The organism is Rhizobium sp. WSM409 (assembly GCF_057653825.1).
In genome coordinates, this window is record NZ_CM172794.1 from 256,108 (window position 1) to 275,067 (window position 18,960).

Annotated in this window: 13 protein-coding genes and 1 tRNA gene; 4 read left to right on the forward strand and 10 right to left on the reverse strand. The window is 55.9% G+C overall.

Translation table 11 applies throughout. From position 1 onward, the window contains the following. Window positions 1-209: 209 nt before the first annotated feature. The gene (locus tag AC25BC_RS01265; protein WP_011650393.1) at window positions 210-452 is read right to left on the reverse strand and encodes a DUF982 domain-containing protein; all 243 of its coding nucleotides are present in this window, start codon (window positions 450-452) and stop codon (window positions 210-212) included. 309 nt (window positions 453-761) lie between these two features. Between AC25BC_RS01265 and AC25BC_RS01270 the strand changes: the two genes are divergently transcribed. Further along, on the forward strand, window positions 762-1,178 hold the full coding sequence (locus AC25BC_RS01270; protein ID WP_041935459.1) for a hypothetical protein: 417 nt from the start codon (window positions 762-764) through the stop codon (window positions 1,176-1,178). A 45-nt stretch (window positions 1,179-1,223) separates the two neighbouring features. On the opposite strand, the gene AC25BC_RS01275 is transcribed toward AC25BC_RS01270, so the two are convergent. The 8 genes from AC25BC_RS01275 to AC25BC_RS01310 all read right to left on the reverse strand — a co-directional run bounded on the left by AC25BC_RS01275 (window position 1,224) and on the right by AC25BC_RS01310 (window position 12,974). Then, window positions 1,224-1,358: transfer RNA gene (locus AC25BC_RS01275), tRNA-Thr, on the reverse strand. Then, entirely contained in the window at window positions 1,357-2,517 is a 1,161-nt protein-coding gene (locus tag AC25BC_RS01280; protein WP_128439618.1) for a tyrosine-type recombinase/integrase, read from the reverse strand. The genes AC25BC_RS01275 and AC25BC_RS01280 overlap by 2 nt, the downstream gene beginning before the upstream one ends. A gap of 184 nt (window positions 2,518-2,701) precedes the next feature. Beyond that, a complete protein-coding gene (locus tag AC25BC_RS01285; protein WP_128439617.1) occupies window positions 2,702-7,657 on the reverse strand; it encodes a tape measure protein in 4,956 nt (1,651 codons plus the stop codon). A gap of 2 nt (window positions 7,658-7,659) precedes the next feature. Further along, entirely contained in the window at window positions 7,660-8,073 is a 414-nt protein-coding gene (locus tag AC25BC_RS01290; RefSeq protein WP_128439616.1) for a hypothetical protein, read from the reverse strand. Between the two features lie 30 nt (window positions 8,074-8,103). Next, a complete protein-coding gene (locus tag AC25BC_RS01295) occupies window positions 8,104-10,551 on the reverse strand; it encodes a DUF5906 domain-containing protein (RefSeq protein WP_128439615.1) in 2,448 nt (815 codons plus the stop codon). Window positions 10,552-10,951: 400 nt separating this feature from the next. Continuing rightward, window positions 10,952-11,758, reverse strand: a complete 807-nt coding sequence (locus tag AC25BC_RS01300; RefSeq protein ID WP_128439614.1) for a hypothetical protein — start codon at window positions 11,756-11,758, stop codon at window positions 10,952-10,954. A 128-nt stretch (window positions 11,759-11,886) separates the two neighbouring features. After that, entirely contained in the window at window positions 11,887-12,501 is a 615-nt protein-coding gene (locus AC25BC_RS01305; RefSeq protein ID WP_128439613.1) for a hypothetical protein, read from the reverse strand. A gap of 59 nt (window positions 12,502-12,560) precedes the next feature. Further along, window positions 12,561-12,974 carry a hypothetical protein gene (locus AC25BC_RS01310; protein WP_164903023.1) on the reverse strand — a complete coding sequence of 138 codons (414 nt, stop codon included), beginning with the start codon at window positions 12,972-12,974 and terminating at the stop codon, window positions 12,561-12,563. Here AC25BC_RS01310 and AC25BC_RS01315 point away from each other — a divergent pair. The 3 genes from AC25BC_RS01315 to AC25BC_RS01325 all read left to right on the forward strand — a co-directional run bounded on the left by AC25BC_RS01315 (window position 12,974) and on the right by AC25BC_RS01325 (window position 15,349). After that, window positions 12,974-13,174, forward strand: coding sequence for a helix-turn-helix domain-containing protein (locus tag AC25BC_RS01315; protein ID WP_245459865.1), 201 nt, complete (start codon window positions 12,974-12,976; stop codon window positions 13,172-13,174). The two genes, AC25BC_RS01310 and AC25BC_RS01315, sit on opposite strands and share 1 nt — an antisense overlap. A 657-nt stretch (window positions 13,175-13,831) precedes the next feature. Then, complete coding sequence (locus tag AC25BC_RS01320; RefSeq protein WP_128439610.1) at window positions 13,832-14,530, forward strand: collagen-like triple helix repeat-containing protein; 699 nt, start codon at window positions 13,832-13,834, stop codon at window positions 14,528-14,530. A 42-nt stretch (window positions 14,531-14,572) separates the two neighbouring features. Further along, complete coding sequence (locus AC25BC_RS01325) at window positions 14,573-15,349, forward strand: hypothetical protein (RefSeq protein ID WP_128439609.1); 777 nt, start codon at window positions 14,573-14,575, stop codon at window positions 15,347-15,349. A 56-nt stretch (window positions 15,350-15,405) separates the two neighbouring features. Here the strand turns inward: AC25BC_RS01325 and AC25BC_RS01330 are convergent, their stop codons facing one another. Continuing rightward, window positions 15,406-18,855 carry a class I SAM-dependent DNA methyltransferase gene (locus tag AC25BC_RS01330; RefSeq protein WP_245459864.1) on the reverse strand — a complete coding sequence of 1,150 codons (3,450 nt, stop codon included), beginning with the start codon at window positions 18,853-18,855 and terminating at the stop codon, window positions 15,406-15,408. Between the last annotated feature and the right edge of the window lie 105 nt (window positions 18,856-18,960).

Sequence of the window (18,960 nt, forward strand, 5' to 3'; positions counted from 1 at the left end):
GAGGGTACGAGCCTCTAACCATCATCATGATGGCTGGTCATCTTCTATTGATGCACCTGTATCGGGCGCAACGCCCTTTGCACCAAAACCCGGCACGCACTTGTTGCAGGGTTAAACCAAAATTAAAGCCCAAAATTAAAGCATTGTCCCGTTCCGGCACGCTTGCGCGCCCAGAAGGCGAAAATCGCCCGAAATTCCTTGCTGAAGTGCTAATGCAGCTTCAGCTTCGCCTCTTCGGCGGCCGCCAGGAACTCGGCTCTTGCTTCTTCCACGCTCTTGCGTCCGTCGAGCGCCGCCCGGCAGGCGCTGCGGGCCTTGATATAACGAAGCCCGCGCATACTCGGCCACAGATCCGCCAGGCACTTCAGCGCATCGAACGGCCCATTGACCGTTCGCGCATCGGCACCTTCGAAACCGACCTTGACCGGGCTGTTCCATCTTTCAGTTGCCATCGACGCTCCTCCACGATTTTCGACAGAAACGAAGCGCAGCATCTCCCAGTTCCTCCGGGGAGACTTTGCGATAGTTAATACTCTAGCGTGATTTTTGCCGTCAGCAATGGTGGAATGCATTGCGGCTGATGAGGCGAAATGTCCTCTTGATGAGATTCACCAAGCGACCGGCTTTCGCGGGCCAGGAATTTCGTTGGAATTTGTAATCATGACGCCCCAATGCGAGGGGAATTTTTGGAGGGTGCAACCAAATCCGATGGCGTGGGCGCGGCATCATCGCTACCATGCTCTCGAAGCTGATGGCTCCACATGGGTTTAGGTCGAAATCTGATCCAGGCTGCTTTTCTCTGTGGGGCCTTGGCAATGCCGGTCCTCGCCCGCGGGGCAGAGGTGTCTGCTGAAGACGCTCTGCTGACGCGTCTCTCCATCGAAACCGTGCCACGACTCCAGCGGGAATATTTGCGGGCGACCCTCACGCCCCAGGATGAAGGCACGGCGATAGATGTTGCTGCCTATGTTTTGTCTAAGACTTTTGATCGGTGGTATGTCGAAGGTATATTCGATGGAGCTTTTTCGTGGCTTCACGCGCCAATTAAGGACGAAGTGCTGGTCACCAGAGAACTGATTGAACTGTGGCAGTTTTCGCCGTTTATATCTTACTATCTCGAGGTAACCGAGATTCCCGACTGCGCAAACAACAGCGTGCTGCTTCCCAGCTGTCACTAGCTTTGCCGAGGGGCGCAAATGGAGGTCATATTCTTACCGGAAAACTGGTGCTGCCGAGTGGGATTGAACCACCGACCTCACCCTTACCAAGGGTTCACGCGAGTATCTGCATACGACTGGAAATATTCAGTTTTCCGTCATTTAAAAACTGCACTGCACGGATTTTGCACCGATTGGGTTATGCCGACTTCGTGACCTGCTCGGTCTTTTTCTTCGCCGAAATGAGGCGCCGAGACCAATAGGTCGGATCTTCCCACCACCACAGATCACGCCAAGCCTGGGGCACTGGCAGCGTATTTATTGCTTCGAGCAGCGACGGCTGCGGCACATTGGTGTAATGCCGGCTCATATCGTCGACCGCGTGACCAAGGATCTGATCCTTAATGTAGGGGTGGACGCCATTGACCACGAGCTGCGTCGACGCGCTGTGGCGCCCGGTGTATGCGGCGATATCGACAATCTCGACCTTTCGTTTCGCAAGCCGTTTGCGCGCGCCCTCGATTGCTCCCGAAATTTGACCGCCAAAGTCGTCAGAAGCAGGGTAGGGCTCGCCTTTGTGGGATAGAAAAACTATGCCCTTGCGCTTGGCCAGAAGCGACGTGAAGAGAGGGACCAGGAATTCATGCATCGGTACGCCACGCGGTTCGCCGATTTTGGATTTGTCGAGGATAATCCAGCGGCCGGGGATATCGATCTGCGGAGCCTCTAGAGTGAACATCTCGATTGGGCGCATCCCGGTGTAAAAGAGCGCCGTCATGATTTGCGCGGCGGCCGGCGACATTTCCGCGACGAACGTGGCGGCGCGATCGTAACTCGTCGGAGTAGTGCCGGCGCGCTTACGTTTCAGGACCGTGATAGTTGTGCCTTTGGGCTTGCGCGGCCGACGCCATTGCCGCGGCTCGGCCCATTGATTCAGGACGCAATGATTCCAGACAGCAATGAAGGGCGTGAAAAATTGGCGGTTTTTTGTGTCGGTGTTGGCGGTCGGGTACAAAGCCGCAGCACCTTGATCTAGATCGCTCTGCGTGATGTCTTTCAACAGTTTGCCACGGAGTTGAGTCACTACGCCCGTGACTTTGCCTGTTTTCTTATTTTTCTTGATCAGGTACTTCGGCGACCCGCCAGAAGCCACATAGCTCTCTGCCCCCTCGGTGAAGCTGATAAGGGCCTTCTTGCCGTGCACGCTTTCTTTTAGCAGACGCGCTTCTGCCTGGATCCGGATCTCTTCAGCGACTTTTCTGTCGCAAGTGCCAGTAGATTCGAAAACGCTCTGTCCTCTGACCGTGCCACGGATGTAGAAGTTTTCGGAGCCTTGACGCTGGATAAGTTTGAGGGGCATCGCAGAACATTCCAAATGGCGAGGATGTCGGTCTCAGAAAAAAGGAAATCTCGACCTACAATGGTGCATAATCCGTTGCTCCTGGCAACCTTGGCGACAGCCCGTGTCGTCATGCGCAAGCGCTCGGCCGCTTCCTGAAGCGTGTAGATGTCGCCGACCGGGCTTCTGGCTCCCTCGATCGTCATTACACGCCCAACATTTTGCGGATAGTCGGAGCGTTGTTCTTGATGTGGGTGATGACGACTTTCTCACCGTGCGAGCTCGCAACAGCGTTCGACAAGTCCCTCTGGTCGAGGACCAGGACCTGCTTGATGGGCTGGCCGCCTCCGGCTTCAGACGACTTATCTTTTCCGCGGTTGAAACGATGATTCGGATCCTGCTCAGTCAGCACCTCTTCGTTCCTTTTCAGGATGGTTGGCACCTCATCCGGACGCAGGCCGGCTATGCCGCCAGAGTGATAGCGGATAGCGTTCGCGAACCACATTGGAGCGACCTGGCGTGATGTGTTGCCGCCACCAGTCGCCACGGATCCGACCAGGCCGCCGGTATGAGCCGTAACGGCTTTACCAAGACCGCCAAGGCCCTGAGCGGCTGAACCAATCGGTCCGCCGATACCGGCCAAGGCGTTGAGTATCATCTGGCGCAGGATCATCGTCGCGATTTCACGAAGGAAGTCAGCCGCGAATTGCAGGAAAGCTTGACCGAGCGCTTGGAAGGCGTTCGCGCCATTGGCGACAGCCTGAGCGAAATTGTCGAAGGCGCCGACCAAGCCATCAGCGAACGATCCAACCAAGTTCTGAACATTGGATGCGGACAGGCCGAACGCCGTCAGACCGCTTCCAACCTTGGCCGTGTTCAGCTGCACCCTCTGAAGCTGAGCGACCATCTTCTCGTCGCCGAGCGCACGAGCAAGTTCCAAGGCCTTCGGGATGGCGGCAGTGAGCTGCTCGTTGACACCCTGCAGCTGCGTGACAAGTTCCTGCGTCTTCCCGCTGTCGCCAGCGTTCTGCGCCATATTGATTTCTTGCAACAGGGTCTTGCGCTGCTGGTCGAGACCGATGATGTCGTTCAGCTGCTCGCGGGCTTCTTGCTGGTTGGCTTTCAGCTGCTCGTCGGCGTGCGCGGAATCGTACTTTGCCCCGGCAGCCTCACGGATCGCGTCTCGCTGTGCCTGAGTGAGCGTCACGCCCTGCTTGGTCGCTTCATTCTCAGCCTGCACCAATTCGCGCGCAATGACCGCTTCTCTGTTCGATTCCTTGCGGGCGTCCGCCTCTTCCTTCAGCGCCTTCACGCGGCCGGAAATATTCTCGTCGAACGACTCCTGTTTTGTCTGGCCGCCAGCCATAATCGGCGAGCCACCGCCCATCTTCTGAGCAGCCCAGGAAATAAGATCGCGCGCCGTCGTATCGTCCTTGATGACGGTCGGGTTAGCTGCCACTGAGGCGGGGCTGACGAGGTTCTTGGCGAGTTCGTCCGGATTGGCGAGCACGACCTTGATGGCATCGCCGGCACCGAGGAAGTGAGCGAGGTAGGTGTTTCCGTCGCTCGGAGCCACGCCAGCGTTGGCGAGCTGCATCTGGTTGCGCTTGGTGAACTCCTCGAGCACCGGTCGGGCGAAAGCTTCGTTCGCCCGATACTGAAGCTTGGCCGAATCCGACAATTGTTTCAGAGCCGGGAATAGCTCGTCAAAGATCGGCAGCCAGGTGCCTTCGGTGAACTGTCCGATACCACGGGCGCTAGATGTCGACGGCCCCGTGCCATCCTGACCACCCTCTTTGAAGATGATGCGATCGACGAGGGTCTTGCGCGTGTCCGGCAGCGAGTCGAACTGCTTCTGCATGAACGTGGTGTTGATGCCGGCGACCGCGTCCGAATAGGACTTCGTCGCGTCCAGAACCTGCCCCATGGTGGTCGCGAGGTTCAGCGCATCCTTGTACTGTTTTTCCAGGCCCTTGAGGGCTTCGAGCTTTTTCAACTCATCGCCGAGGCCGGGAATGTTCTCTTTGATCTCGACAAGGAGTTTATTGAAAGCGGTCGTCTTGCCCTGGTAGTCGAGGTTCTGCGCGGTATCCTGTGCCGTTTTTCCGAGACCAAGGAGAGCCTTGTCGGCATCGGTCGCCGTATTGGCCTGCACCCTAATGAGTGCCTCAGCCTTGGCGATTGCATCACTGAGCTCGTCGAGACCGGGTTTTCCATCCTCGGCCGAGTGCAGCAATGCAAGGATCTGATCGGCGATTTCCTTGAAGCCATCAGCCGCGGGCTTGAGCGAAATGTCACTGAGGATCCCCGCCAGCTGTTGGACAGAAACGGAACCATCGCGAACGCCTTTCAGGGCATCCGTCAACTGATTCAGCTGCCTGATCTCCGAACTATCCGGCGCGAAATCCTGGAACGCGTATTTCAGGACTCGGCTGAGCTCTTCAGCATCGCCGACAATGTCGCCGAACTGCTTTTTGAGTTGATCGCGATTGTTGATGAGTTCGGCGGGCGTTGCACCGGGGATGGACTTCGCCCAATCGGAAGCCTTGTCCTTGGCGTTGTCGTATCCAGCAACGACGAGATCAACTTGTCTTTTGTGCTCGGCAAGTGCAGAGGTCGCGTTGTCAATGCTGGTTAGCCAGGTGCCAACGGCATACGTGACGGCAGTGAGAGCGATTCCGATCGGGCCACCGAAGGCAGCCAGGAGAGTGCGAAATGCGCCGGCCGTGACAACAACGGTCGTCTGCAAGCCGCCAACCGCACCAGCCAAGCCGACGACGCCGGCACGGGCGAGGGCGCTCTGGCTGGTCGTGGCAAGCAGGCTTTGTCGGAAGCTGCCGAGCGTGCTTACGGATTGCGCCAGGGCGCGGCCGAAGACCGTCTGCGCGTTCGCCGCGGCTTGCGTGCGCGGGCCGATAAGAGTCAGCTCGGCGCTGAACGTCCGCAGAGACTGCGCGACCTGCAGAGCCTTGCCGGCCGCGCCGCCGAAGAAGTCGGCAATCTTGACGGCGATAAACAGCTTGGCGGCGCTGGTGATGACATCGAAATACTTCGGAAGCTCGGCCAAAATCTTGATAACTTCACCGACCGCTTTACCGATCGCGGTGAATGTTTCCTGGCCTGCGCTGCTCTTGGCGAAATCGTGAAAGCTTTCCATTGCCGATCGGAGTGCGGGCACGAAACCATTCGCAACGGCTGTCTGTGAGGTCTGGACGTCATTGCTGAATCGACCGAGGTCAGTGGTTAGGCTTTCAAGAGAGGCGCCAAGCTGTGGACCGAAGCGGCGTGTCAGCTCATCCGCAAATCTCAGCAGCGTCGAGCGATCGGCAAGGACGTCGCCGGCCTGCATCATCTTGCTGAGTTCGGCGGTGGATTTCCCAATCGCAGTTGCAAATATCGAAAACGCGCCGGGGAGCCTTTCAGAGAGCTGCCCCGTCAGCTCTTCAGCGGAAATCTTTCCCTTCGAAATCATCTGCGTCAGCGCAAGGAAGACGCCTGAAGTCTCCTCGACTGAGAGCTGATTTACGCGCGCTGCCTCGGCAACGGAAACGAAAATCTTTCGAGTGTCCGCAAACGTGAAGTTGGCCGTGCGCGCGGCAACTGCGAATTTGCCGTAGTCGCCAGCCAACGTGCCGAAGGCGATACCGAGCCTATCGGCCTGCTCGCGAAGGAAACCAATTTCAGTCGCGACCCTGCCTGTATCCTGATTGAACACGGAACCGAGGCGGCTCTGGACAGCCTCGAGCTGCTTATAGGAATCGACTGCGCCCCCGATCTGGCCGATCGCTGCCTGAAATCCGATGTAGCTCGCTGTAAGAGATAGAATCTCACCGCGTAGGGATTGCAGGGTTGACACCGTTCGGGTGTTCTCTTTGCCGATCCCTGCGAGGGCTCGGCTGAAAGCGGACGTCTGGACGGACGCGCTCGCCATCGACGTACTCGTCTGCTGAACGGCCGGCGCGATACGGCCAAGGTCACGGAAACTGGACCGAGCCGAGCCGCCTAGTTTGGCAAGCGTGTCGCGCTGCTCCTGGTAAGCCGTCTTGGCGAGATTCGCCTTGGCCTGAGCAGCGCCGAACGCTGCACCCAACGCCTCGGTCGGAGCCTCGGCCGCACGCATCTGCTGTGCCAGCGACTTCACATCACTCTGTGCCGCAACCCATTCACGACGCGCCTCGAGCACTGCCCGGCGTTGTGTAGCGAGAGCCTGAACGTCGACACCGCCCGCGGCGACCGGAGTCGTCGAGGGAGCGGCCATCTTGACGTTCGACAGCCCTTCAATCCGAGCCTGGGCTGCTGCCAGGTTTGCGCTCATGCGCTGTGCGGCGGCGCTGACGGCGTCTTGAGTGATCGCCACGTTACCGAGGGCTTCACCTGCCTGCGCCGACACGCCACGGATCGATGCAAGTTCGGTACGCGCCTTGCCGAGCACTTCACGCTCGCTCGTCAGCGCCGCGCCGGTGCGCGAGACCTCATTGCCAAGTTGGTTTTGCAGCGACGATGCCGACGAGATCTGCGGGCGCAAACCCTTGATGGCATCGGCGGACTGTTTGACCGCGTTTTCGTATTCGCGAATCTGCTGATTGATCTGAGCCTGAGCAGCTTTCTGCGCCGGCAGATCGGCAGCAATAAAAGCACCGGCCGACTTGGCAGCTGGTCGGACGAAGTGATCCGGCGTCGTGCCGAGTGACTTGTTGTATTTGATCTGGTTTTGCTCGGCCTGCTTGACGAGCTTATTGACCTCGGTCAGTTCCTTGCGGCTGGCGGCAAGCGCCATCTTGTTACCGCTGAGTGCATTCTCCTCGGCAGCCAGTTGCGCCTTGAGGCGTGTTGCAGCCTGAGCAGCTGCGTCACTGTCGCGCGCCAGCTTGGCAAGCTCAGCCGCGTTGCTGCGCAGCGAGCCTTCCATGCGACCGACGGCAGCTGTGGCCTTGTCGAGCTCTGCGGCGACTTTGCCGGCCGACTGCAGCTTCGATAGTTCGTTCTGAAATTTCGCGGCATCAACAGCGAGTTTGCCAAGGGCGTCCGAGGTTTTCGAAGCACCCTTGGCAAGGCTCTGCTGATCTTCAACGTTTTGCTTGAGCGCCTTCGAGATCTTGTCGATCTCGTTGGAAGCCTTGTCCCGCGCCCTGATGACGAGATCGATATCTTTACCGGCCATCGTCAGTGCCTCTGAAGGTTGCCGCTCGAAAACACGGCGGTTTCGCGTGCCTTTGAGACCGCCAAGTTGACGACGTGTGCGAGGATTTCTTCGAGCGAGCGGCCAGGGAAAGTGGCGATCATCACTTGGTGTGCGGTTGCCATCCGAAACAAGGAACCGGATACCGCAATTTTCTCACGAGGGACGCCGGCGCCAATTGCAGCAATTGCATCGATGACTGGACCGCACCGTTGAAACACTGAGTCTGTGACATCCTCGGCGATCGGATCGAGGCCAGTAGCGACAGCCTGAGCGGCATACGCATCAACGATGTCCGCAATCTCGGCAGGGCCAAATTCATCAATGACGCTATCGATTTCCGCTTCCGTCAGAGGTCTGACACTTGGCGCAAGGAATGCGGTAAGAAAATTAAGCATCTCGGTCACCTTTCCAAGTCTATTCAACATTTAGTTGAATAGATCGTCGTCAACGAAAGTATTGCGGGAATCCATCGGAAGATCAATGGCGCTCTCTGGCCAATCGATCTCGGCACCTATCCAGTGATCAAATTCGGTCCGACAACTATCGAGCTCGGGGAAGACATAGAAATGTCCAGCTCTATCGGACGAACGCAATCGGCGGGTCGCAAGCGGGGGAAGGAGCGTCTTTAAGCGCTTCGTGATAGCGATTTCGCTAAGCTCAACGCCGTCGTAACGGCGGTTTTGCAGCCATCGGGAATAGCTGTCGCGAAAGCCGGATTTCTCAACCTCGATCGGTTCTTGCGGCCACACATCTCGCTGGCTTCCTTGGCCGTCGATCGAGCCCGATTCCAGCGCCTGAAACCAAAAGCGATCAAGGTTCTTAAGCCCCTCGACCTTCTGTTCGGCCAAGCCTGTTGTGTCCGGCACGGCGCGGACCTGGAAATTGGAGATGTCGTGGGTCAGGAGATAGTGCAGCAGCGCCTCGCGCCCGCCGTTGTTCATCTCATGGCGCAGAGCGTCGAAATATTTGTGATCGTTGCAACGTGCGGATGATACATTCAGCACGAAAAAGCGCCGTTCGTCCTGCGTGGCCGGCACGACCCAACGCTCATTCGAGGAGATGAAGAGGCGCAAGACCGACTTGATCGGGAATGCGTTCATGCCCTTGGGCTCGATCATCACGTCGTTTGACGTGATCAGGTATTTCAACTGGCCTTCGGCCTTTTTGTCGCCGGCCCAGAAGCCTTCCTGGACACTGAGTAAAAGACAGCGTTCCTGGTGGGCGTTGAACTTGCCCGTCATCTGCTCCTGGTTGCCGATCGTGATGTAATGATTCCGAAATAGGCTGCCGACGTAGTCTGCAACTGCGTCTTTGCCAGCGCCCTTCTTCCCTATGGCGATGACGGCGACACCCGGCTTTTCCTCCGGCTTCTGGACCATATGGGCGAGCCAGCCGATCAGATACCAGAAGTGATCCTCATTGCCGTTGCAGAAGATCCGCAATAGGTGGTCCATGAAGAGCGCGCAGGACTTGGAGTCGTCCGGCTCGACCGAAAACCCTCTCCAATGATTGTATGTGCCTTCCATTTCACGATTCGGCGCGAAAACGATGCCGTTGGGATACGATCGACGATGTTTCGAGCGCATCCACTGCTTGGATACGGGCTCGGTGGTGCTGTCCTTCGGCACCCTATCGTTTTCATGATAGTTATGTAGGTCGTTGACGGATCCGTAGGTGACCGAGCCGTCCTTGTGGAAGTCCAGGACCACCGTCTTGCTGCTCACGCGGGCGACAGCGAACCTTCTGTTCATTCTGGCTATCTTGGGCGGCGCGCCGCGGCCGAGTTCGAACTCGACTTCCGCTTTCTTGAGTTTCAGTTGCGATTTCGACAGCTTCGTCTTCTCGGGACCGTTACCGGCGCCGAGCAGATCGTCGAACATGTCGGTTCTGCTGTCGTCGACCTCTTCGATCTCATCGAAATCATCCTCGATCGAGTCCAGCTGGCGTTCGGCGCGCACCTCGCGGGCGACTGCAACGAGGCTCGCCATGCGGAATGGTGCTGCCGCGCGATTCTTGAATGACTTCCAGACGCGCTTCTGGTCTTTCGGGTCGAACTTCTCGCTGATCTTGGAATATTTGCACCACGTCTCAAAACCGAAATCGGAGCCGTCGGTCTCGTGGTGCAGAGCCATGCCGACTCGCATCCATTGATCGCGATCTTCAAACCAGTCTGCGGCCGGCAGGTCGTCAAGGACCCCTATGATCTCGTCTTCGTCCAGCCCAAGCGGCTGCTGGCGTTCCGAGCCTGATTCGTCCTCTTCCTCGTCGCGCGCCTCGGTGATTTCCGTGAGGTACGCCGACGGCACGATCGGGCCGATACCCATGTCAAGCAGATCGAAATCGATCTCGCGGAGCCAGCGATAAGGCTTTCCGGTGACGGGGTGGATGGAATACGGAATGGCGACCTGCTTGCCGGTGCCGAATAGCTCGATCTCCCAGGTCCAGTGCTCTTTCCCCTCTTCGTCGAGCATCTTCGTGCTGCTGTGGGCGAGTTTCTTCGACGGAAACGGCTTGTCTGAGAGGATATAAAAGTGGCGGCTCTCGCCCATCGACCCTGACTGCACGACGGGGTAGGCGTTCCAGTCCGGAAAGAGTTCGGTCAGGCGCGCTCTGGCGGCGCCGGCTTCGGCATCGACACGGATATCCAGATCGATGACGTGAAGATAAAGGCCGGCGACGACCGACCATTTTCCGAGACGAACACCAACGTTATGAGTTGGCAGAAGTTGTTGCTCGAATTCCTCCTCGGTCAGAACCGGTTTCGAAGCCCAATCGTTTCCGACGGGTCGTTTCGATCTTGAGTGCAACGAATGGAGGGCAAATCCGCTTCTCAGCAGACGCCGTAGTTTCGGAAGGGATGATGCATTCGGCATTGCAGCTATTCCACATTTGGTTGACCAAGAGGACGAGCTTGGCCGTGGCACCGCGAGGGCGCTAACGACTTACGATTTTCAAGGGTTGGGAGTTAGTTGCTCGGTGAACCGACTTGGGGCCGAGGTGGCGATTCCGCCCACGCTTCCGCTCGACTGCGAAGCTCAGGCGGAATTTTACTTTCAGGAGCCATCAGAAAAACACCATACGTGCCATCCGGCCGAAGTTGGGTAACGGTTCCCGATGTCAACGCGGCGTCTTTGCCGACAACGGGCACCATGCCTTGCCGGGCAAGTGCTTCACGCTTGGCTCCAAGGTACGCCTCTCGCGCGTCCAGACCTAAGCCTATAAGCTCGCGGCGCCGGGCACGACGCCATTGCTCGAAGTCGCGGGAGAGCTTGGTCATTCGTCACCGTCCAGGGTGTCCAGCTTTGCTCGAATCTGCGCTTTGGCGTCTGCAAATCGAGGAAAGGCTTTGCGTTCCACACTGCTCGCCCAGTCGGGAAATAGCGCGTTCACATATGGGACACCGATTCTGACGCCTTCGATGAATTTCCATGCGTTCGCCTTATGCGACGGGAAGCCCGACGACTCTTCCAGGGCGAGGATCACAGCAAGCTTGCGGTGAAGGCCGTGCAAATCATGACGAAAATCTTCGGTCAATTGAGCGTGACGCAACACGACCCACGCCTGTTCGGCCAAATCGAGCTCTTTTCTGAGCTTGGTGATCTGCGCGGCCGTTGTTTGAACTTCCGAGTCCACCATCGCCTTCGCGCGTCCGATAGCATCGATGTTCCCGAAGCCCGCGAGTTCATCGGCGACCGCTTCAAGCTTAGCCCGCAGTTCGGACAGGTCAGCGGAAGTCCCATCGAGGATGGCTTTTGCTTCCTCATTCTGAATACGGGCGGCTAGCTTGGCGTGCCTTATCACAAGCAAGGAATGCCGGTCCGTGTCGGCGCCGAGGCAGGCCTGCTTCTCCTTCAGACTGGCTTCTTTTGCGAGCGCATTAGCCAGTGAAGTTCGAACCTGCTTGACGAGCGCCGCGGCTGGCCGACTGCTTTTTAACGGCCTTCGCTCAATTTCCGTCGCGCGTTCATTAATTGGAGGTGCGGAACGCACCATAGCGCGGCTCATATCGCGCTGTGCGCGGTTCATGCGCTCGGCTTCTGTCAGGCCATCGGCAGAAATGATGGTCGTGGTGACTGGCATCGCGGAAGTTTCCTGTGAGTGTTGCTCATAGGGAGCCAGTGATCGGGCAGAAGGTCAAAGGATATGCCGTCAGGAACTCATTGGGCGAATTATCGCCTTTGTAACCAGCTGAAAAATATCAACAATTATCATTGTTCGTCAAAATCGTCGAGGAGCCGGTCTTCCTCGATTTGCTGTAGGCTCTGTCTACGCTTCTTGTTCAACGTTACGATGTGCTTGCGAATTGACTCGTTCATCGCGTCACCGAAAGCCTTGAGCCTCTTCTTACGTCTGTTCTCAGATTCACGCTTGTCGGAGATGTGTAGTTGCTCAGCTAACGTCGTCGCTCGGCGATCTTTATTGAAGTGGACCGGAAAATGCAGGATGTCCTCTCGAAATCGGGCTTTGAAGTCTTCGACTGCGGAATCCTGCGTTCCTCCACTTGCTAATTTCATCAGGATCGTCTCGCGCTCGTTCTCTTTCCACCACTCCTTAGTTGGCCTTCCCGGCTTTTTCTTCTGCAACTCTTTCTCAAGCTTTTGATTCAGTGAAAGCACGGAGTTTCGAACCATCATGTTGATCGTCACCTCGTCGGCAAGACCTTCGAACATGATTGCTGCAGTATTCAGAATGGCTGGCGTGTCGAAAAGGCCACCGTAGATCGCACGTTCATTGCTGATCAATTGCTTAAGCAGCACTTGATTGGCGTTGAACAGGCGATAGGCGGTGGCTTTTTGAACAGGTGTTAGTTCGGTCTGTCTCATTATATCGGATCCCGGTTTCCTCGTGACACGCTGCCACGAGGAAGAGCCACTGCGTTATGCTACGCAACCAAAAGCTTTTCCGCGATCTGTTGGAAAAAGCCAACCTCAACACCACCATGCTGTCCACGGGCGCCGATCGCCTTTGCCACGTGGCCAAGCAGAATCGGCGACTCGTTGGCTTTCATCACGCCGATCAACTCTAAAGCATAGGCGCGGCCGGTGGCGTTATCGGCAGCCCAGTCGCCGGTTTCAGCCGGCGTCCAAAGATCGATTTCGGATCCGGTTTGGCTAGAGAAAGAGAGAGTGCTGTTCAGTTTGGTCATGAGTTGATCCTCCGGTTGACTTGAAAAAATATCAAGTTGAGTTGAATTAACCACAACTGGAAAATAAGTCAACTGCACTTGATGAAAATTCAAGAGCGAGGTAGAAAGGGTGCATGATAGAACCTGACCAAATCCGCGCAGCCCGGTCAATGCTTGGGCTCACTCAGTCCGATCTTGCGAAAGCTGCTGGCTTGTCGACGACCGGCCTCAACAATATCGAACGTGGAACGGCCGATCCGAAAGCGTCCACGCTGAAGGCCATCCAAGGGGCTCTGGAAGAGGCAGGGGTCATCTTCCTGAGCGAGGGTGAAAGCGCGGCTGGCGGTCGCGGAGTTCGTCTGCGCGGCTAAGCATTCGGTGCTAGCGCAGCCAGTGCCTCCATTCAACCTGCCACAGATCATCTGTGGCAGCGCCATAGATGGGTTGGAATCCACCTTCCTTATTTTCTGTTATGTTTCAATGGTTTGCCACCGTCGCCACAGTTGCCACAGTGAAAACCGCTACTCCTTTATATGCATAGGAAATAGCGGATTCGAGCTTGTTGAATAATCACAGTGTCCTATTGTGCAGTTACCGACGATTTTACAATCAGTTTGAATTCACTGTGGCAACTATGGCATCTATGTCAATCTATTGAAAATAAAGAGAAAAGAGTGACACAGATGGCTTTTGAATTGCCACGGTTGCCATAGATTTTCGGAAAAGGTTGAATGCACAATGGGACATTTCGAGAAAAATTCCGGCAAAAAATTTTCATGAGCCGCGGCTCAGCGCCCCTCGCAGTGCATTGTAACGCTAGATGGGACCCGTAGCGACCTCTGGCTGTCCATTGTGCAGCCACCCCAACAGCAAAGTCGTTGTGCTGTCCATTGTGCTTTGTCCGTTGTGCAGTTGTCCCTTGTGCTTTGCATCAGATAGAATTCAGTAGTGAAGTTGCGGGTTTGCAACTCGACTATTTGGGCGCGCTATTGCAACTTGGTTTCAGCAATAAGATTTAGGGAAACTCTATGACTGAAACCTCTACAGCCATGAAGTTCATTATCGGGTTCGGCGCGATACTTGCTGTCGGAGTCCCAACGTTCGTGGTTGGGCAGTACGTTAGTGATCTGCGCCACGACATGGAACAGTCGAAGACAGAGGTTGAGCGCCTTAAGGGGCAGGTCGTCCAACTCCAGGATATCCTTCAGAAGACACAGACGGGCGGGGCACGCGGGCCAAAGGGGGATAAAGGTGATCCAGGCGATGTAGGTCCAGCCGGCCCGCGTGGGCCTGCGGGCGAACCTTCTGTAGCGTCTCTCGATTTGTCAGACTCCGCTAAGATCGAAGTGAAGAAAATCGTTGATGCGGCAATCAGCGCTATACCAGCGCCACCCAATCAAACCGCTGGCGTGCCGTCCCCTGTGAAGGGAGGTGCCTTCAGCAATACGAAGTGCGCTATCGACTCCTCATTCCAGGGGCTTGAAGCGATAGAATTACATGACAAGACGGAAATCTGTGATGCAGCGGGCCGGCTTTTGGCGACGATTTCGGTCCAATCAAGAACAATGCTAGGCATGGAAATTCGTCGCCCGGGCAAGAGTAATTATCAAAGCTGCGATATGGAGCGAGCCTGTGCCTTGTTCTGGGTGCCAGGCAAAGAATTCGTGATCGAGCGAATTGGTCAGGATGAAAATGGTAGCGTGGCGCTGCTGAGGTCACAGCTTTAGCAACCTTCGGCCGTTTGGATGCGAGGATAATCGGATAAGCCTATGGGCGCCGGCAAGAAGCGGAAGCAGCGATTCCTCGACGACAATCCTCTATGCTTTTTCTGTGGGGAGCAGTCGACAACGATCGATCACGTTCCGTCCAGAGAATGCTTCAGGGATCGCGTATGGCCTGAGGGTTACGAGTTTCCGGCTTGCGCAGCCTGCAACAATGGTGCCGGCCCGCTCGAGCAGGTTGCTGCGCTCTATCTCCTAATGGGCAATCATGACGGGAAGCGGCCGACCTCTCAGTTTGAGAAGTTGGTGGCTGGCGTTCGAAACAACACACCCGAATTTCTACCCAAGCTGAATATGTCCGCAAACGCCAAGAAACGAGCACTGCCGCTATACAACTTCCCATTCCCTGCGGACCAACCGATCGCAAAGGCTCCAATCGCCGAGTTGCCCGACAAAAATCGAACTGCCTTCGAAGCCTTCGAACGTCGTCTGACATGCGCGCTTTATTACCGGCATATGGGGGAGGTTATGCCGATCACACATATGATCAGAACGCACCGACTGCAGGCGATCCAAAAGAGCTCAGATGATCTCATCCGCGCAGTGGTGCCCATGCTTCCAAACGGAATCAAGACCAACCGGCAGAACACCGATATCGGCGATCAGTTCTTCTACAACTGGTATGGAGATCAGGCGACGAAGATGTTCGTTTTCATGGCTCAATTCTCTCTGTCATTTGTCTTCATTGGGGTGGCCTGCAGACCAGAGGATATGGCAGGAGGAGAAGACTATCGGCCTCATTCGAATGACGTCGCTGACCGATAGGCCATGATGCTCGATTCATTTGGGACGGAGCTTGCCGATCTGGAGCGCTAGTCAGGTCAGGCAGCGCGGCGCCAAGAGAAGGATTTTCCATCACTCGTGGAAACCAGGCCGAGTCTATAGAGCGATGTAAGAACGGACGCGATTGCTTGTCGAGTTTTCTGCCCCTGCTTGAAGCGACTTGCCAGGGCAGATGCGTCTGCAACTCCGCCACTCTCGATCAAAGCATCGATCACGAAAGCTGTCTGCTCTGCGTCACTCGCCGGGAACGTTGGTTTTGCCTTCGGTTGAAGCTGCACAACCGATCCGTCGAGATCGGCCTCGAGCTGTTTTGCCTTCTCTTTTTCGGAGCCGAACCGAGCGATTTGATAGTCGGGCCGTAGCCAGCGCACGAGGCCCCGCTTTTCTTCGATGGATCGCTCTTTGTTGAGCGCAACGATTCTAGCCAACGTGTCCTCTTCGGCTAATTGGCTCGGCCAGCCATAAGCGTGAGCGACGGCATCATCAAGCTTTGAATGAAGCTCCTGCAATATGAGAACTAGGCCATTGTCGAAGATTGCTCGTTCCTTATCGTCCAGTTCGACTATTTTCTTACCTGCCTTCAGATGGCCAAGCACATTGTAGAGTCCGGTCAGCGTCAGGTGAGGATGCTGATTCAGCACGCTTTTGCGTTGTGCATCGAGCTCTTCGGCTATGTCGCCGATTTCGCGCTTTTGTTCTTCAGTGGCTGCAGGAAACGGAAAGGGGTCAAATGTTCGCGAATTCGAATATCTATGGTCATTGCCTACACCTAGCCACCCGCCCGAACGGAATGCCCAAGCGACGTGAACCGATGATGAAATCACGCCTAGAACAAAGGGTGAGTCACTGGCGATAATCACCAGGGTTTGATCCGGAAGCCAGGAGGCGTCTAGAAACTGAAATATCCTATGTTTCGCGGTTTGGCTGGTCGCAATAAACCTCGGAAGTCGTTCGACAGAATGCCGTAGCTCCTGGCGGGGTTCGGCAAAGATCCACCATTTTTCACGATACGAGGCCCGGTTGTCGCGCTCTCTGACAGGTTTTACGGTCATCAACAAATGTTGATAGAGGGCAGGCGTCTGGCTTCTCACGGCCTCGACCGGGCGTCCAAAAAGGTCGATCGCCGACACACCTCTCGGGCGAGAAACCAAATCGCGCCCGCTCAGATACGGTTTGATCGCAGATTTGTAAGCAGGGCCAAGCGATTTAAAATAATTGGCCTCAGCATCCTCAAGAATGAACCCGGCTCCCATATAAGTCATGCCGCGCAAGCTTAGCCTTGCGTTTGCCAACAACGGAACCGGCTGCGTAACATCCACGCCAATGGTCAAGTCCGAATTTATCTTGCCACGCTCTTCGGCAAACAGAATAACTGGACTGTCCGTCTCAACGGCCTGTTCGCTAGTTGTATTCATGATCAGGCCGTCATGACTACCGGCTTGCACAACGGTCATAGCGATGCGCACCGCTGCGCTATCCTTGGTGACCTTTGTCCACGGGTGGTCCGGAATTGCCATAATTAGCGAGAGTGGCTTCTTTGCATTGAGATGCGATTCCATCACCCGCCGTTGAAAAATCTGACTGATGGAGTTCGTCGTTACGAACCCAAATCGCTTTAGTCTCGTCTTGGGCTTCAACAGGACCTCGGCCGATCGATCCCACCAGTACATGACGAAATCGGCGCTCTCATTCATATGCCGGTGGGCTTTCCACAATGCCTCAGCATAACCGGATTTCATGCGCGCACGAATGTCCTTGCCGCCGACAAACGGCGGATTACCGACGATGTAATCGGCTACCGGCCATTCCGGTCGCTTGGCATTGGGATATGTTTCGACTCCGTCGACGACGCTCGATTGAGGATAGCCATCCCAAGTCAGCACTGCATCCATGCATTGAATGTTCTTGAATGCGCGCAAGATGGGCTCTGAGGGCGCAACCCCGCGGTTCCGGAAGTGCCACTGCAGGTGTCCAATCCACAGCACAAGTTCAGCAATCGCAGCGGCGCGGGGATTGAGTTCCATGCCGAGGAATTGGTGAGGATCAACAGAATGGCTTTCCAAACCTAATGCTTCCTGGCCGCCGAGATCGACCAAGGCTTCCAGCACCTCACCCTCGAGACGCTTCATCAATTCTAACGAAACGTAGAGGAAGTTTCCTGTGCCGCATGCTGGATCGAGGACGCGTGTCTCACAGAGCTTTTCGTGAAAAGTCTGCACCGAGTTTATAGCGGCCAAATTCCGGCCTTCAGCCTTCTGGCGCTCCGCCGTCGAGAGAACCTTTGCCCATTCGGCTCGTAGCGGATCGATGACGGTCGCGATGACAAGCCGCTCAACATACGCACGTGGTGTATAGTGGGCGCCGAGCCGGCGACGATCGAGCGGATCCAACGCCTGCTCTAGGAACGTGCCGAAAATCGCAGGTTCAACGTCTTTCCAATCATACCTCGCCGCTGCCGCCAATTCGCCAATTTCTTCCCTCGCCAGCTTCAAGGCTTTTCGATTTTTGAAAAACTCACCGTTAAAGCGCTTCACTTTCTGCCGGATCGTTGCGGTGAAACCTCCTTCATCCATTGCCTTCCAAAGATCCTCCATCATAGCTGGGAAAATCTCCGGCTCCTCGACGCACTCCTTCAGTAGCGTCTTAAAAGAGTCCTTTGGAAGGAGAGCGACGTCTTCCGCGAACATCGTAAACAGCATGCGCATGAGAAACATTGCGACCTCTTCAGTCGCATAGCCAGATTTCTCCAAGGCTTGAGAAACTTTAGCAATTCGTCCGGCGATCTCTCGAGTTACCTTCGCGGCATATCTAGAGGGATCCAGCGATATCGGATCAGACCAGATCGCGACCAGCCTGTCTCTGACCTCTTCCTGACGCAGGTCTTCCAAATAAACGCGGAATGATCGGCGGTCGGGAAACTGGTCATATGCTTTTCCGTCACGCCGAAAATTCGCATAGACCTCGATGCAGTGTCCGACATCGCAGACGAGAACAAAGGGTGGTGGTTCGTGAGCTGCCGGCAAGAGGCGGACATAGTTCTCAGCCTGAACGCGCGCATTCATCATTAGGACGTCCCAAGCGCGGTTCGCCTCCGAGCGCCGGCCGCGTACGGGCAAATTAAGTCCAGGGAGTTGTGGCGCGTCCGCCAACTTCTTCTCGCCGAGAAAGCGGCTCTGCTTGGCTTCCAGGACAAAGCAGTCGCGGCGGTAAAGATCGATACGCTTGTTTGAAATTGAGCCGTCCCGGCTTTTTTCCCTGACCACACGTTCGAAAACGTAATCGTTTGCCTCTGTGGAAGAGGTCGCCGGATCTGCGTGAGGCAGGCCAAGGAGATCGCACAGCTCTGTCAGGAAGAGCGCATAGTTCGCTCTTTCCTGTCCACCTTCCTGCCCTTGCCATCGGGAGATGAACGCTTCGACTTTCGCTTGCACGCTTGATTTGCCCCACTCTCCCTTTCGTTCTAGCCGTTCAGGAGTCGGGCGCAACATGGGGATGGCTTTTTCGTTAAATCTATTTTGGGTGTGACATAATATCAGCGCGCATTCAACAAAAAGTTGAATGAAATGTGTCAATTCAACATAGGATTGTCATCG

What these genes read in the sequence shown, in the direction of transcription:
- AC25BC_RS01265 (WP_011650393.1), bottom strand. Translation starts at nt 452, where the DNA reads ATGGCAACTGAAAGATGGAACAGCCCGGTCAAGGTCGGTTTCGAAGGT.
- AC25BC_RS01270 (WP_041935459.1), top strand. Translation starts at nt 762, where the DNA reads ATGGGTTTAGGTCGAAATCTGATCCAGGCTGCTTTTCTCTGTGGGGCC.
- AC25BC_RS01280 (WP_128439618.1), bottom strand. Translation starts at nt 2,517, where the DNA reads ATGCCCCTCAAACTTATCCAGCGTCAAGGCTCCGAAAACTTCTACATC.
- AC25BC_RS01285 (WP_128439617.1), bottom strand. Translation starts at nt 7,657, where the DNA reads ATGGCCGGTAAAGATATCGATCTCGTCATCAGGGCGCGGGACAAGGCT.
- AC25BC_RS01290 (WP_128439616.1), bottom strand. Translation starts at nt 8,073, where the DNA reads ATGCTTAATTTTCTTACCGCATTCCTTGCGCCAAGTGTCAGACCTCTG.
- AC25BC_RS01295 (WP_128439615.1), bottom strand. Translation starts at nt 10,551, where the DNA reads ATGCCGAATGCATCATCCCTTCCGAAACTACGGCGTCTGCTGAGAAGC.
- AC25BC_RS01300 (WP_128439614.1), bottom strand. Translation starts at nt 11,758, where the DNA reads ATGCCAGTCACCACGACCATCATTTCTGCCGATGGCCTGACAGAAGCC.
- AC25BC_RS01305 (WP_128439613.1), bottom strand. Translation starts at nt 12,501, where the DNA reads ATGAGACAGACCGAACTAACACCTGTTCAAAAAGCCACCGCCTATCGC.
- AC25BC_RS01315 (WP_245459865.1), top strand. Translation starts at nt 12,974, where the DNA reads ATGCTTGGGCTCACTCAGTCCGATCTTGCGAAAGCTGCTGGCTTGTCG.
- AC25BC_RS01320 (WP_128439610.1), top strand. Translation starts at nt 13,832, where the DNA reads ATGACTGAAACCTCTACAGCCATGAAGTTCATTATCGGGTTCGGCGCG.
- AC25BC_RS01325 (WP_128439609.1), top strand. Translation starts at nt 14,573, where the DNA reads ATGGGCGCCGGCAAGAAGCGGAAGCAGCGATTCCTCGACGACAATCCT.
- AC25BC_RS01330 (WP_245459864.1), bottom strand. Translation starts at nt 18,855, where the DNA reads ATGTTGCGCCCGACTCCTGAACGGCTAGAACGAAAGGGAGAGTGGGGC.